The following is a 14,927-nucleotide window of genomic DNA, read 5'->3' as shown; positions in this document are numbered from 1 at the left end:
TTACTTGGAAATAGATAATTGTATAAGCTTAAAAAGTTTATAAAACTGATTTACCCGATCCTAGGCTCTAGCACATAATCAGGCAAAAATTCATAAAAATTAGTAACTTCAGCAACTGCATTATTCTTCACATAATCAATTAAATCATTTGCATTCAAAGTATTTGCATTTACAAAATTTTCAAATTCTGCAATTTCAGAATTATTTTTAACTACTAACTTATCATTTTCTAAAATAAATGATCTATTGTTTCTTGCATCAAGATAGGAATCTTTTCCAAATTTCCATTTTGCAACTTGAAGCAAATTTAAACCAATTAACTTGATATTTTTATTAAATTGAACTAAAGATTTTGCATATGCGATACCAACTCGCAGTCCAGTGAAACTTCCAGGACCTGTTGTAACTATGACAAAGTCGAGATTATCAACTTTGAGATTATTTTTGCTGAAAATTGCACTAGTTACTTTTGCTAGGTTCTCGGCAGGTTTTTCAGTTTCGCTAAATTTATGCAAAAAAATATTACCTTCAGTTTCTATAACTAATTCTTCAGGTTGAAATGAACTTTGTATTGCTAAGTAGTTTGACAAGTTAGAATAATAAATATTAAGTTTCTTGTGTATTACACTACATTCTTTGATAAATTAGGCCAAGTGGGTATCTGTATTTTTCAACTATATCAATCGCACTTTGATAATCATTAGGATTATGAATTATACCATTAGAATTTCCTTCATCTACATCAAATAAATTACCTTTTATAAATTCTTCCATTCCATACTTGTTGTAAGTTGGACATGCTTGAATGATGTTTATAAATGCAAAACCATTATTCTTATGCTGATGCTCAATTCCAAGTTTGATAACTTTTCTCATTTGTTCGATATTACTTGAACTAGTTTGAGCAACAAATGTTGCATTCACTGACATAGCAAGTTTCAGAGGATTCAATACTTCTCCAAGTTGACCTTCCGGACTACTATTCATCTTAAATCCATCTGGACTAGTTGCAGAACATTGACCGGTTGTCAGACCATAATCATGATTATCGTGAACTAAAAATGTGATTGGATAATTATGTCGGATAGAATGTATAAAATGATTTATGCCTTCAGAATAAGTTCCTCCGTCTCCACCTGAAGCTAGAACTGTCAAATTTGGTTGAGACAGTTTCAAACCTGTTGCAAGTGGCAAAACTCGTCCATGAAGTCCATGAAATCTATAACCTTTGATCTTGTCGCTCATGTTTCCATTGCAGCCAATATCAAAACAATAGCATAAGTCTTTAGATTCAATTTGCAAATCAACTAGTGCAAGTTTAACAGCTGACATTATGCCATAATTCCCACAACCTCCACACCAAGTAGGTAAGTTTTTTGAATAATAATCACTGATCTTTGACATTTTGATTGAAGTTTATATTTCTACCATTCCAATTATTAATTCTATTAACAATCATTATTCCAGTTTCTTTTTGGATCAAATTTGCGAATTGTCCTTCGTAGTTATTTTCAACAACTATTGCATCCTTATATTTATTTAGAAACCTAATTAATTTTTCAGTCTTGAGTGGCCATAAATACTCAAAGTGTAAAAATTGAGCTGGAATATTCTTGTCATCTAAATTTTGTAAATGAGTTTGCAAATTGCACTTCGTTGAACCCCATGATATATAACTTTGCAAATTGTCCAAATTTGTTTGTGCATCAAAAGTTTGATTTGTGAAAATCTCAGGTTCAGGTAATTCTTGTTTCAAGCTCACCAATTTTCGCATTCTTTTTTCATACATCCTACTTGCTATGTCTGCATCTTCAGTTACATTCCCAAACTCATCATGTTCATCACTATTGATATCATAGTCAAAACTTGAAGTTCCAGGAAGCCATCTTGGAGAAATTCCAGAAGCAGTAAATTCATATCTTTTTTCGCTAAACCTTTTCTCCTCTTCCGGTAGCTTCTCCAAGGAAGTAACATCATCCAAACTTATTAAGTTTCTATCAATTGCAATTTGTTTGAATTTTGTTGGATCTACAGTGAAATTACTTTCAGCAAGAAATTTATCAGTTAAAACTATAACAGGAAGTTGATACTTGTCGGCAAAATTAAAAGCATTTTGAATTTGCTCGTGAGCTGTGTAAGGATCTGAAAGCGACATAACAAGTTTCGGAAATTCTCCATGTCCTCCGTAAATTGCTAAATTCAGATCACCTTGCGCAGTCCAAGTTGGCATACCTGTTGATGGTCCGGGTCTTTGACCTAAAACTACAACAATTGGAGTTTCAGAAATTCCAGCATATGAAATTTGCTCAGTCATCAGATCATATCCACCACCAGAAGTTGCAGTCATTGACCTAACTCCTCCTAATGATGAACCTAAACTCATCGTTATTGCTGATATTTCATCTTCGACTTGACGAGCATATATATCAAACTTTTTCGCATTCTCAGTCAAGTATTTCAAAATATTTGAAGCTGGAGTCATAGGGTAACCAAAGAAAAACTTTAAACCAGCTGAAATTGCACCTAAACATAAAGCTTCATGTCCTGTCATCAAAGCTTTATTAGAATTATTTTCGACTTTATCATTTAATTTTAAGGTTGGAAAATTGAATTTGTTTTCCAAATTATAATTAAACCCAAGTTCAAGTAATTTGAAATTCATCTCAAGTTTTTCTGAGTGATTACCAAGTTCAGTTGAAATTACATCTTTTACTACTTCTAGATCAAGTCCAATTATTTGAGCTATAGTCCCAAGTAAAACTATATTTTTCATAATAATTTCAGCTTGAGCTTCAGCTATAATTTGTTCTGTATTTATATAAATTTGATTTACATTTTTATTTTTGATAATTTGATTTTCAGCTTCAGTTAATTTTTGAGTTGAAACATCGGTTATTAAAATAGCATTTTTTGCAAGTTCATCAAGCTTCCACAATGTTTGAAGTTTATTTAGAACTAAGGAAATATTTACCTTGTCATGAGGTGAAGTGATTTCTTTATCTCCAAACTCAATTTGAAAATTGGCATTGCCTCCCTTGATCAGACTTGGGTATTCTCTATGTGTAAAAACAAAATAACCACTTTTCAGAAGAGAATTTGCCAAAATCATTCCAAGAGTTTCAATTCCTTGTCCAGATTGACCGTGAATTTTTAGAGTAGTTTGTGACATATTATTCTAATTTTTAACAATGACTTTCATATCGACAACTTGAGCATAATTTTCAGAGATCATGATTGGGTTTATATCAACTTCAGAAATTTCTGGATGATCGAAAACCAAATTTTGTAAATGCAAAAGTAAATTTATCAACTTTTCTTTTGCAAAGACTTTTCCTCTAGCTCCATTCAAAACTTTTCCAACTTTAGTTTTATTTATCATTGTTTCAATTTCAAGCAGATCAATTGGTAATATTACTTTAGATAAATCATTGTAAATTTCTGTATATATTCCACCAGTCCCAAAAATCAACATATGTCCAAATCCAAATTTACTTTGATATACTTCACTGTCACCATCTCGCTTCACTCCAACAAATAACTCCAGACTTTTTGGCAGCATTTTTTGTATCAAAATATCAGGATAATAATTATCAAAATTTATAACTAAATTACCTGAATTTTTTTCGTCTAAAAGTTTAATTTTTTGAATTTTGTTTTGCATTTCAACAAACTTACTTTGTAACTCAATTCGATTTGTAGCAATTTCAACTAATTTATTTTCAGTTTTATGAAGTACATCTTTTGAAGTAGCTTTCAGAATAACTGGGAAATCTACTTGATCTATTGACACATTCAATTTATCAACATTATCAAACAAAAAGGTCTTAGGTATTGAGATTTTGTAATCTTCACAAAGTTTCAAAACTTCAGATTCTGATAAAATCCCTTCTGTAAGTTTTACAGTATTCAAATTTGCTTCTGAAGCTAAATTTGGAACATTCAAAATATACTTATTATTACCCCAGTTTTTCAATGCAATCAAAGTATCTATCAAATCATCGTCATATTTGAAATTCATAATTCTATTTTTATAAAATTCATCTCGAGCTTGCTTGATATGAATGCCACCTGCAAAAAGTGGGATTATTAACTTACTTTTAAATTTACTTTTCAAATTTATAATTAATTCTGCAGTTTCTTTTATTTCAGTAGAACTTTGTGGAGTTAGAATTATTATTACATTCTTGATTCCTTGATCATTCAAAATTATTTCCAAACTTTCTTTGTATCTATCAACTTTGGCATCACCAACTATATCAATTGGATTTGCAAAAGAACAGCCTTTGTTCTTCAGAACTTCAGAATTATTCAATTTAGACAAAGTTTTATCACTCAATTTATCTAAATTAAATCCATTATGTGAAAGTAGGTCAGTCAAAATAATTCCCGGACCTCCAGCATTAGTCAAAACTGTAAAGTTTAGGGATTTCTTGTTTGCAACATTATCAATGTTTTGTGATTTATTTTCAAAACTTAAGAAATTATTTAAATTCCAACTCAAAAGAGTTATGACATTTATAAAACTTTCAATATTTGAAATGGTTATAACTCCATATTTCTGAAGTGCAGTTTCTATAATGTCCCAAGGTTTAGCAAGAGAGCCAGTATGCGAACTAACTGCAGATTTTGCCTGTTCTGAACTTCCGGGGTGAATTAGCACTATTGGTTTGATAAGTTTACCATTACGCGAATAATTTTCAATAATTTGTATAAAGTCTAAACCTTTTTCAAAATCTTCTAGATAAAATGCAATAACTTCAGTTTTTTGATCCCGCAAAAGAAATTCTAGTAAGTTATTTTCATTTATCCCAACTTTATTTCCAAGTGAAACAAAATAACTCAAACCTAAACCTCGCTCTTCGCAAACATCCATAAAACTAGTTCCAACTGCACCAGATTGTGAAACAAAGGCAACATTACCTAGTCTTGGTTGAATTGAAGAAAAAGTTGCATTCAAGTTTGAAATGTTATTTATAAAACCTAAACAATTTGGTCCTAAAATATTTAATCCATATTTACTTGCTAGTTCCAAAACTTTATTTTCCAGTTCTATTCCAGCTTTTCCAATTTCTTTGAAACCGGCTGAGATGATAACTACATTTTTGGTCTGAGTTTGACCAATTTCTTCAAGTATTTGTGGAATTGTTTGAGAAGGTGTAACAATAATTGCAAGATCAATTTTTAACCCACCCGTCACGCTTTCCGTGACACCCTCCCTTGTCAGGGAGGCTAGTTCTATTATATTTTTATAACATTTTACATTATGAACACTATCATAGTTCGGATTTATAGGGAAAACTTGACCTTTGAAGTTATTGTGAATTATATTGAAGTATATTTGTGAACCTACTTTTTTGGGATCTTCGGAAACTCCATAAATAGCTATACTTTTTGGATCTAGGAATTGGGCAATATTCACTTTATTTAGTTTATCAAATATCTGAAACTAAATCAGTAAGATTAATGCTTGTTTCAATTGTGTTGCAAACTATTTGACATATTACATTACATTAGTTATAATTGGAATATGATTAACTTAAAACAATTCAAAATAACAAAGTTGTTTAAACTTAGTGATTCTGATGGAGATGAAATGAGGTTTAATTGGAAACCTCAGCGTGACGATAATGATAAAATAAATTTTGACGGAGTCATTTTTCCTAAAAGAGGAACACAGGGAGACATGATACTAACGGGAAATGCAGGTGCAAATATTCCATCTGATAAAGAAGGTGAGTTAGATAATACGCCTAATAAAAAATTGAAGTTAGATTATATGCCTAATAAAGAAGTGGCAGATTATGTACCTCCTCAAGGAGACAAATTGCTGGACATGTTAGGATTACGAATATATTATAGGCTTTTAGGAGACCTGATCTATATCAATGTGACGGAATTAAAAGATGAATAATAAAAATGGATTAGTTCTAGATCCAGATAAGGGGGTATATAACTAAACTAATTTCAGATCCAGATGAGGGAAATGTGATAATAAAAAAATTAGACTAAACTATTTTCTATTTTACAAAATTCCCCAAACTTGCTAAAATCTTTTCACTTTGCGAAAGTAGTTCAATTGGTAGAGCGCTTCCTTGCCAAGGAAGAGGTTGCGGGTTCGAGCCCCGTCTTTCGCTGATTATGTGCTTTCTACTTACCAACTTACCTCTTCTCTTAGAATTTACTTGATCTTTCAGCGTTTCGAACCTAAGATTCTAAAAATGAATTATTAAATTAAAATAATTACTTCATAATTTCCTCAAATTCTTCTGCATTTATGATCTCTCTTTCCAACAAAGCATTTTTCAAGTTTTCAAGTCTATCTTTATTTTCCAATATGATCTTTTCTGCTTCTTTATAACAGTCCTCAATTATCCTATTTACCTCAACATCAATCTCGCTAGCAGTTGCTTCTGAATAATCTTTCGTTGGGAAGTAAGTTCCAGAATCTTCCTCATCAAGTCCATAATTTATCATGCCTAGTTTCGTCATACCAAACTTCTTCACCATTCCACGAGCCAACTTTGTAGCTCTCTCAATATCGTTGCTTGCTCCGGTTGTGATATCACCCATAAAATGTTTTTCAGCAATTTGTCCAGAAAGCAGAACTTTGATTTCAGACAAAATTTTCGTCCTGCTTGTCATTGTTTCATCATCTTCAGGCATGTGCATGGTCATACCTCCACTCATTCCACGACTTACTATAGTTATCTTGTGAATTGGATCGGCCTCAGGAACAAATTTCGTAACTACAGCATGTCCTGCTTCATGATAAGCAACAATGTTTAATTCTTTTTGAGTTCTCCTTCGTTTTCTTGCTGAACCCATAACAACTTTCAATGTAGCTTCTTCAATGTCGTGAGTGTCAATAACTTTTTTACCTGCCTTGGCAGCAGCAATTGCAGATTCATTCAAAGTATTTTCAAGATCAGCACCAGTAAAACCTATCGTTCTTTTTGCAATTTTGCTTAGATCAACATCAGCTGCAAGTGGTTTGTTTTTTGCATGTATTTCGAGAATTTTTGTTCTTCCTTCTTGATCTGGCAAATCTAAAGTTAGTTTTCTATCAAATCTTCCAGGTCGAAGTAGTGCAGGATCAAGTACATCAGGTCTATTTGTTGCTGCGATGACGATTACATTTTGATTCTTCTCAAAGCCATCCATTTCAACTAAAATTTGATTTAATGTTTGCTCGGTTGCATTTGAATTTATATTTGTTCCTCTTCTTTTTCCCACTGCATCTATTTCATCTATAAAAATTAGACTTGGTTGCAGTTTCTTTGCTTTGTCAAACAAATCTCTAACTCTAGATGCTCCTGCTCCAACAAGCATTTCCTCAAACTCTGAACCTGAAGTTGCAAAAAATGGAACTCCAGCTTCACCTGCAATTGCTCTAGCTAAAAGTGTTTTACCAGTTCCGGGCGCTCCTACCATCAAGATACCTTTTGGAATTCTTGCTCCCATATCTTGGAATCTTTTCGGATCTTTCAGAAATAGTACAATTTCATTCAATTCTTCCTTTGCTTCTTCAATGCCAGCAACATCTGCAAGTGTAATGTCTTGCTTTTTGCCTATAGATATCTTTGCTTTGCTCTCACCAAATCCAAAAATCTTTGAACCTTGATCATTCATGCTTTTCAATAACTTCCATATCAATACACCCATACCAAGTAAGAGTAACCCTTGAATGCCATAACCAATTATGTCTTCTGCTGGTATCCCTTGAGTGCATTCTTTATAGCTAATTTTTGTTGAATCTATCTTTAGCTCTGATTGTTGATCAAAAAATAGACTAACTGGATTTACAGATATGTTGGTTTTTAGTTCCTTGTCATCGTTAAGTCTTACGGTAAGATTTTTGTTGCAGTACTCTATACTTTTTACATTGCCATTTTTGATCTCAGTACTTATCTTTTGAAAATCAATTTGCTTGGATTCTTCGATTTTTGAACTTATTGAAGATATCAAACTACTTAATAATAAAAACGCCAATATGCCTATTATTATCAAATTCATGCCTGATAATTTACGAAAAATTCTGGGTTTATTAACCTGTGATTTATCGGCACTGCTTTGATTTTGATTGTTTATATTTGCTGCATTATCAAAGGGAAAATTATTTTGTTCTTGTGGGTTGGTTTCGTTCATGTATATCGCTTTATATTATTTGTTAAATTTTTAACCAAGGCTCGGATTGTCCGAAAATTTGGACTTGTAAAGCTGCATAGCTTTTTCAATTGTCTTGACTGCATCTTCGACATTGCCCCATGATTTGATTTCGGTTTTGCCTTCTTTGCCTTTTACTTTTAGTTGTATGGTTTTGTAATTGTTCCAGTAAAAATCAATAACTTCTTTTTGTGCAAAATTTAAGTCTCCGATATTTGAAATGCCTTTGTATCTATAATCATCATTTGGCACTACCAAGACTTTGTCATCTACTTCTCCAGTATCTTCAAAATGAAGTATTCCTATGACTCTTCCTTCTACTAGGGAGCCTGAGTGAAATGGCTCACCATCATTCAAAATCATTACATCAAGCAAATCATCATCCTCATCATATGTTTGAGGTATAAGGCCATAGTCACTTGGATAAGGCATATTGCTATACATAACTCTATCAAGTTTCAATATTCCGCTATCTTTTTGAATTTCATATTTATTGAGACTTCCTTTTTGAATTTCTACGATACAGTTTATGATATGATTATCAATATCAGAGAAAGTTTGTAATAAATGTTGGGGATGATTGTAGTTTACCATTGTTAAAAGATTATTTTGATGATTAGAATAATTAGAGCTATATAGATAATGAAAATCTATCTACAGTCGAAAGATTATATCAGAGATTTTTCAAATTTATACGATATTTGAGGTTTTGCTCATTTGCTAGATTACAAATTATAGTTTTCGCTTCCAATATTCTCATTTATTGATTACAATACGAGGTTAAAAACTTTAGTAAAGATAAAATTTATGAAACAAATTGACATTGTATGTACAATAGGCCCTTCTTCTTGGGATCCTAATATTCTTGAAGCTATGATGAAAAACGGCATGACCGTAGCTCGTTTTAATGGCGCTTTTATTGATCTTCCAGAGATGGATAGGGTCGGCAACCTTATCAGGAGGATAGCAAAAGAAAATAACTTTAAAGTTAGATTATTGCTAGATATCAAAGGACATGAGTTGAGATTGAATAAATTTCATGAAGAATATGCAGTGAACAAGGGAGATACCTTTTTGATTGGATCAAAATCTGATCACAAAGTGTTTCCTGTTACTTATCCTGATTTATACAAAGTTATAAAACCGGGAAGGGTTATAAAAATTAATAAAGGTGCAGTGGCATTACAGGTTCAATCTATAGATTATATAGAAGGAATAATAATTACCGAGGTTATAAGTCGTGGAATAATCAAAGGTGGAAAGGGAATGAATGTACCAAGTACATATTTGGAAAATTTACCTATAACTGACATCGATTTAGAGCAAATATCATATGCTATAGATAACGATTGGGAGATAATTGCAGGAAGTTTTATAAGAAATTCTACAGATGTTCAAGTAATAAAAAACAGTATTGAAGAACTCAAAAATCAACAAAATAAAGGAAGTTATAATTATCAATTTATAGCCAAAATTGAAGATCAATTTGGAATTTCAAATTTGGAGGAGATATTGGACAATGTTGACGGGGTAATGATTGCTAGAGGCGATATGTCAGCAGAAATTGGTTATGAAAGAATTCCAGCAGTTCAAATAGATATGCTAGATCAAATTCAGTCAAAGAGTAGGTATTCTATAGTTGCAACCGAGATGTTGGAATCTATGCTTGAAGACCATTTGCCAAGTAATGCTGATGTTGCAGATATTGTTCTTGCAATTAAGCAGGGTGCAGATGCTATAATGCTCTCAGGAGAAACAGCATTTGGAAATTTTCCTGTAGAATGTGTTGAGGTAATGTCAAAGCTTATATATGAATACTCAAATTAGCGAGTAACTGGGCTGTTTTTCTATATGACATAGTGATTTCTATTTCTCACATTCTAAAATAGCTTATTTTGTTTTTTTATTTATATAATTTTATCTAGTATAGACAATATCTAGAGTATCTAAAAAATATGCCAGAAAATACAATTCCCCAAGTCAATCAACCTGCACAAGTACAAAGTGTTCCGTTGCCAACTCAGCCGCAAGTAGTAGAGTCTGTACAACCAAAAAAGAATAGTACCAAGAAGGTAGTTGGTATAGTTGCATTGGTAACTACATGCTTGTGTTGCTGTGCCTGTGTAATTGGGATGTTCGCCGTAGCATCTACACCGTCTTTCAAGGTAAATTTTAAAGAAGGATTCGAAGAAGGTTTGAAAGAAAAGGGGCTTACATTAGAAGAGTACTGCAGTCAGAAGGATGTACCGTTTAGATCTAGTGTCTGCGATAAATAAGGTTAAAAACGAAAATTATTTTTGCATTTATTTTGGTTTGGAAACGTAGCCAAGTAGTAAGGCAGCGGTCTGCAAAACCGCCATGCGCGGGTGCGAATCCCGCCGTTTCCTGATGAATCGTGCCCGGGTGGTGGAATGGTAGACACGAAGGACTTAAAATCCTTTGGCGAAAGCCGTGAGGGTTCGAGCCCCTCCCCGGGTAGAGATATCCTACCTGCCCATTTGTTTCCATATAATTTCAGTTTGAGATCCATTTAATAGTAGAAAATTTTCTAATGGATGAAATCCTGTTGATTTCTTATTCCAACATATTGATTGATATGCTTGTTCAGCTAGACCCGGGTCTGGAGGTAAATTCGAACCCTGAAATTCGAAGTACCCTAAATATATACAGCCTAGAAAAGAAGGGTCTTTTGGTGGTTTTGTATATACTTTCCCTTTTAGAATCAGTAAGTCGTTTGGTCCATACAAAGCTTGAATTAAAGTTCTTTGTCAGGCTATCTAGTAGAAATACAACCTATCACCCCACTTCAATTATGCAATATATCTGTCCGAAAAGTATAAAGTTGCATAGCTTTACCTTCTTTGATATGATTTTTTGAAGATTATTCCTAATATTAGGAAATTCTACTTATCTATTTGTCATACAAATTCTATGCTATCTTTACCAATTCAAAAAGTTCAACTTGAAAATGGGGATTTTCACATTGGAGAATTTACGAAAAATGATCTACAGGGACAACTTACTATCTTATACTTTTATCCAAAAGATGATACGCCTGGTTGCACGATTGAAGGTTGTGGTTTTCGAGATCTAAATGAATCAATTGATAAAACAAAAATAGCAATTATTGGAGTTAGTAGAGATGACATAAACTCACACAAAAAGTTTATATTTAAACATAACTTAAACTTTACTTTAGTTGCAGATATTCACTTAGAACTTGCAAAAGAATTTGGAGTTATGAAAGAGAAGTCAATGTTTGGTAAAAAGTTTCTGACCAATGAAAGATCAACCTTTGTGATTGATAATGAAGGGAAAGTCATGCAGGAATTTCGAAATGTCAATCCAATTCTACATCTTAAAGAACTGAAAGACTATCTTGCAAAGACTAATTTGATAGTTTAGTATTAATTATAAATACAGCCTCATTAGTTTTAAATGCATATATTATAGTGGTTGCTGCAAACTATTTAGTTACTAAAAAATAATTCCGCTTTCATAAATTTTTATAAATTTATTACTTGCGGAAAATTAAAATTTCGATGCATCGATATAATTTTTGAAGTTCAAAAACTATCTTATCTTACTGCATCTTTCAATGTTCGTCCAGCCTTAAAGGCAGGAACCTTTCTTGCAGGGATCTTCAAAGAAGCACCTGTTTGTGGATTTCTTCCCTCTCTTGCCTCTCGTTTTCGGACTACAAAACTACCGAAACCAGTAAAGACAACAGAGTCACCTTTTTTGAGGGTTTTTTGGACGAGATCCAAAACTGCATTTAGAGCATCATCAGCCATTTTTTGAGAAACTCCCAATTCTGCTGACAAAGCTTTTACGAATTGTCCTTTGTTCATAGTATTTTTCTCCTATTTGAAAATTATTCTAGAGGTAATAAGTGGTGTACTTTTAACTTTAGAATTAAACTAGTTATATGACTTTTTTGACATAAAGTCAAGTAAAATAAGGCATTTGTCAAGTTGAAGACCTTTAATGTATCACTTTATGTAGCTTTTGTATAATTTGTAAGAGCTGAAATTAAATTTTTAAGATCTTCTGATATATTTTTTCTTGATAAATGTGAAAAACAGAAATGAGTTTGCAAATTTGAATTTGTGATTTTGTTCATTATCAAGTATGCACTTCTGTTACACCGACCATTAGAATAACTTTTAAAAACATAAAAATCATTAAGTTTAATTTGGTTTATATCTAAATTACTTTTGTAAAAATCTGCAGAATTATTTAAGATTTTTCTTTTTCCATATTTGTTGATATAAGTTAAATCTAACCTACTTTTCAATGCTTTTTTATTATGATCAGCAATTCCTAAAACTATATCATATTTAGAAATCTTCTCTAAAAGCAATTCAAGAGATCTATTTGAGGAAATGAAACATTTGTCAAAAGATTCACTTTCAAGATTATGAAGTAATTTCGAAGATAATTTTTGATATGCAAAGAAAGTATAAACTAAAATTTTCATTTTATAAATTTATCTTATAATCCCAATTTATCAAATTTATAACTTCGGGGTCATGAGTTACTACGATTATTGCTCCTTCGAAATTTTTTATAGCATTCAAAACTCCAGTTTTATTTCTAGAATCTAGATGATTTGTAGGTTCATCGAGCAAGAGCAAATTTGGTTCAAGAAGAAGCAACTTCGCAAACCTTAACTTGATCTTTTCACCTTCAGATAAATCTGCAATTCCTCTTTTTGTGTAGGAACTATCAAACTCCAAAAGTTTGATTTGTTCTAATACTTGTTCAGCAGTTATATTGTGAACAGTTTCAAGTTCTTTGAATGTATCATGATTTTGGTGAAGAACAAATTTGACAAATTCTTCAAAAACAGTGTTTTTATAGTTTAAATCGTCAAAATTATCTTGTTTGAAATATGCTAGATTCAATTTTTCACCTCTTGTAATTTTTCCTTCAAAATCACGCTCAATCCCTGCAAGTATTTTGAGCAAAGTAGTTTTTCCTGATCCATTGGGACCGATTACCAAAATCTTTTCTTTGGGTTCTATTTGAAAGTCAAGATTGTTCAACACTTTTCTTTTGGTATATGACTTGGATAAGTTGTCAATGACCATAAGTGGTTCGTTATTTTCAAAAGGTGCATAAGCAAATTCCAAGAGAAGATCTTGTTTGTCTTTAGGGAGTTTAGGTAGTTCTTTATTGAGAAGTCTACGAACACGATTTTTGTAGACCTTGTTTTGGTGTATAAATTTGTACTTTTTTCGAAATACTTTGACGGGATCAGCTTTCCCAATCTTTTTGTTTTCAGTAAATTTATCTTGTCGCCTTCTATCATTTTCCCTATACTTTTCGATTTTTTTCATTACAAGTCGAAATCTTTCTTCAGTTTCTTCCTCTTTTTCCCTTTTTGAATACCAGAACTTCTCAAAGTTTCCTTTATATATTTCTATTTGATTGTTTTTCAAGTACCAAATTTTCGAAGCTGCAAGCTTCAAGAAAGTTTCATCGTGTGAAGCTAAAATTTTCACTCCATATAAATTCTTGATTATATGTGCCAAAATCCTTATTGATTTCTCATCAAGATGATTTGTAGGCTCATCAAATAAATATACATTTGCCCCTAAATTAATAATTTTTGTCAGATAAATTTTCGCTCTTTCGCCTGAAGAGAAATTATTTGAGTTTAGATTTATCCCATCTACCAACTCTGTATGCTTATAATTTGTAATATTGGCAACGACCTCATTCAATATTTCTTGGAAGTTTTTCAAATCATTCTGTTCGAAGTAGGCTATATTTGATGATTGGAGATACTCAATCTTTCCAAGTGTTGGAGTTTGAATGCCGGCAAAAATATCAAGAAAAGTAGTTTTCCCACTACCATTCTCACCATAAATACCGATAGTCTCTCCGTTACTTATGAATGTATTGAAATTGTCGAAAAGTACTAACTTGCCAAATTGTTTTTTAAGCTTTGAGATTTTAACTTCCATATGGAAACTTTATTACTTTGATTGCATCATCAATATATTTTAGTAATTACCAATTTGTTCAAAAGTTTCAACCAATTTATCTGCATCGTAAATTTCAATAATTATTTTATTAAAGTTCGTTGTGTTGGGAATTGATAGCTTGTTTACTTTCTGAACTTTTTCTAAATTTTCAAATAATAACTCTTCATCATAAAAAACTTTGATTTTGATATTTAACTTGTCACTGATTGGCTTATCATTTTGAAATACTGCAACAAAAATGTTTTTCTTTTCTTCTATAGTCATCACATCTATGTCAAATACCCAAGAATTATCTGCCAAAGTCCTGTTGTCAAAAATACTTTTCTTTAGCACATAACCATCAGTTAAAGAAAAACTACCAATTATTAGTACAAGCAAGAATGTAGCTATCTTTTTGCCCATGAAACCATAACTATATTTATTATGTTCGGATTTTCTGAACATAAAGTACAAACTTAAAAAGCCAGTTATGGCAACTGTTACAAGGATAATTAGCGATGTGGACATATGTTAAATTTGAATAACACAATAAACCTATTCAATTTCTATATATTTATGATTATTTCGTCTATAGTATTCAATCCATTCAGAATCTTCAGTTTCAACTAAATTTATATAATCTCCATTTTCAAATGCACCAGCTTTTTGATTTTTAATTTTTCGTTCATTTTCTAATTCATCATCGGAGATATCAATTTCTCTTTGAATAGCTTTAATTACTTCAACTATATCTGCAAGCTCTGTCATTAAATCTGCTTTTTCTAATTTACA

General features: G+C 31.7%; 16 protein-coding genes and 3 tRNA genes. 8 read left to right on the top strand and 11 right to left on the bottom strand.

Features of this window, described 5'->3' with window-relative positions; all coding sequences use genetic code 11:
• Nucleotides 1–50: 50 nt before the first annotated feature.
• Genes IPJ91_02405 through IPJ91_02390 form a run of 4 tightly spaced genes read right to left on the bottom strand, consistent with a single transcriptional unit; the run spans nucleotide 51 to nucleotide 5,419 of the window.
• On the bottom strand, nucleotides 51–590 hold the full coding sequence (locus IPJ91_02405) for a hypothetical protein (protein ID QQR93288.1): 540 nt from the start codon (nucleotides 588–590) through the stop codon (nucleotides 51–53).
• Nucleotides 591–627: 37 nt separating this feature from the next.
• A complete protein-coding gene (locus tag IPJ91_02400) occupies nucleotides 628–1,404 on the bottom strand; it encodes a 2-oxoacid:ferredoxin oxidoreductase subunit beta (GenBank protein QQR93287.1) in 777 nt (258 codons plus the stop codon).
• Complete coding sequence (locus tag IPJ91_02395) at nucleotides 1,388–3,169, bottom strand: 2-oxoacid:acceptor oxidoreductase subunit alpha (GenBank protein QQR93286.1); 1,782 nt, start codon at nucleotides 3,167–3,169, stop codon at nucleotides 1,388–1,390. Before IPJ91_02395 ends, IPJ91_02400 begins: the two co-directional genes overlap by 17 nt.
• Before the next feature lie 6 nt (nucleotides 3,170–3,175).
• Nucleotides 3,176–5,419 carry an acetate--CoA ligase family protein gene (locus tag IPJ91_02390; GenBank protein QQR93285.1) on the bottom strand — a complete coding sequence of 748 codons (2,244 nt, stop codon included), beginning with the start codon at nucleotides 5,417–5,419 and terminating at the stop codon, nucleotides 3,176–3,178.
• A 108-nt stretch (nucleotides 5,420–5,527) separates the two neighbouring features.
• Here IPJ91_02390 and IPJ91_02385 point away from each other — a divergent pair, with 108 nt between their 5' ends.
• Both IPJ91_02385 and IPJ91_02380 read left to right on the top strand, forming a co-directional pair.
• The gene (locus IPJ91_02385; GenBank protein ID QQR93284.1) at nucleotides 5,528–5,911 is read left to right on the top strand and encodes a hypothetical protein; all 384 of its coding nucleotides are present in this window, start codon (nucleotides 5,528–5,530) and stop codon (nucleotides 5,909–5,911) included.
• Between the two features lie 150 nt (nucleotides 5,912–6,061).
• A tRNA-Gly gene (locus tag IPJ91_02380) sits at nucleotides 6,062–6,134 on the top strand.
• Nucleotides 6,135–6,240: 106 nt separating this feature from the next.
• Here IPJ91_02380 and ftsH read toward each other — a convergent pair.
• The gene (ftsH, locus tag IPJ91_02375) at nucleotides 6,241–8,145 is read right to left on the bottom strand and encodes an ATP-dependent zinc metalloprotease FtsH (GenBank protein ID QQR93283.1); all 1,905 of its coding nucleotides are present in this window, start codon (nucleotides 8,143–8,145) and stop codon (nucleotides 6,241–6,243) included.
• 30 nt (nucleotides 8,146–8,175) lie between these two features.
• Entirely contained in the window at nucleotides 8,176–8,757 is a 582-nt protein-coding gene (locus IPJ91_02370; GenBank protein ID QQR93282.1) for an inorganic diphosphatase, read from the bottom strand.
• 213 nt (nucleotides 8,758–8,970) lie between these two features.
• Between IPJ91_02370 and IPJ91_02365 the strand changes: the two genes are divergently transcribed.
• The 6 genes from IPJ91_02365 (at nucleotide 8,971) to IPJ91_02340 (ending at nucleotide 11,568) form a co-directional block, all read left to right on the top strand.
• The gene (locus IPJ91_02365) at nucleotides 8,971–9,990 is read left to right on the top strand and encodes a hypothetical protein (GenBank protein ID QQR93281.1); all 1,020 of its coding nucleotides are present in this window, start codon (nucleotides 8,971–8,973) and stop codon (nucleotides 9,988–9,990) included.
• Between the two features lie 128 nt (nucleotides 9,991–10,118).
• On the top strand, nucleotides 10,119–10,439 hold the full coding sequence (locus IPJ91_02360) for a hypothetical protein (GenBank protein QQR93280.1): 321 nt from the start codon (nucleotides 10,119–10,121) through the stop codon (nucleotides 10,437–10,439).
• Between the two features lie 39 nt (nucleotides 10,440–10,478).
• A tRNA-Cys gene (locus IPJ91_02355) sits at nucleotides 10,479–10,550 on the top strand.
• Between the two features lie 10 nt (nucleotides 10,551–10,560).
• A tRNA-Leu gene (locus tag IPJ91_02350) sits at nucleotides 10,561–10,641 on the top strand.
• A 73-nt stretch (nucleotides 10,642–10,714) separates the two neighbouring features.
• Complete coding sequence (locus IPJ91_02345; GenBank protein QQR93279.1) at nucleotides 10,715–11,041, top strand: hypothetical protein; 327 nt, start codon at nucleotides 10,715–10,717, stop codon at nucleotides 11,039–11,041.
• Between the two features lie 53 nt (nucleotides 11,042–11,094).
• The gene (locus tag IPJ91_02340) at nucleotides 11,095–11,568 is read left to right on the top strand and encodes a peroxiredoxin (protein QQR93278.1); all 474 of its coding nucleotides are present in this window, start codon (nucleotides 11,095–11,097) and stop codon (nucleotides 11,566–11,568) included.
• A 173-nt stretch (nucleotides 11,569–11,741) separates the two neighbouring features.
• On the opposite strand, the gene IPJ91_02335 is transcribed toward IPJ91_02340, so the two are convergent.
• The 5 genes from IPJ91_02335 to IPJ91_02315 all read right to left on the bottom strand — a co-directional run bounded on the left by IPJ91_02335 (nucleotide 11,742) and on the right by IPJ91_02315 (nucleotide 14,903).
• Nucleotides 11,742–12,014 carry an HU family DNA-binding protein gene (locus IPJ91_02335; protein ID QQR93277.1) on the bottom strand — a complete coding sequence of 91 codons (273 nt, stop codon included), beginning with the start codon at nucleotides 12,012–12,014 and terminating at the stop codon, nucleotides 11,742–11,744.
• Nucleotides 12,015–12,160: 146 nt separating this feature from the next.
• On the bottom strand, nucleotides 12,161–12,643 hold the full coding sequence (locus IPJ91_02330; protein ID QQR93276.1) for a hypothetical protein: 483 nt from the start codon (nucleotides 12,641–12,643) through the stop codon (nucleotides 12,161–12,163).
• Nucleotide 12,644: 1 nt separating this feature from the next.
• Nucleotides 12,645–14,135 carry an ABC-F family ATP-binding cassette domain-containing protein gene (locus tag IPJ91_02325; GenBank protein QQR93275.1) on the bottom strand — a complete coding sequence of 497 codons (1,491 nt, stop codon included), beginning with the start codon at nucleotides 14,133–14,135 and terminating at the stop codon, nucleotides 12,645–12,647.
• A gap of 39 nt (nucleotides 14,136–14,174) precedes the next feature.
• The gene (locus IPJ91_02320; protein QQR93274.1) at nucleotides 14,175–14,663 is read right to left on the bottom strand and encodes a hypothetical protein; all 489 of its coding nucleotides are present in this window, start codon (nucleotides 14,661–14,663) and stop codon (nucleotides 14,175–14,177) included.
• Nucleotides 14,664–14,690: 27 nt separating this feature from the next.
• A complete protein-coding gene (locus IPJ91_02315) occupies nucleotides 14,691–14,903 on the bottom strand; it encodes a hypothetical protein (GenBank protein ID QQR93273.1) in 213 nt (70 codons plus the stop codon).
• Between the last annotated feature and the right edge of the window lie 24 nt (nucleotides 14,904–14,927).

Source organism: bacterium (assembly GCA_016699595.1).
In the GTDB taxonomy this organism is placed as follows: domain Bacteria; phylum Patescibacteriota; class Dojkabacteria.
The sequence above is the reverse complement of the archived record's forward strand: the minus strand, read 5'-3'. Positions and strand labels throughout refer to the sequence as shown.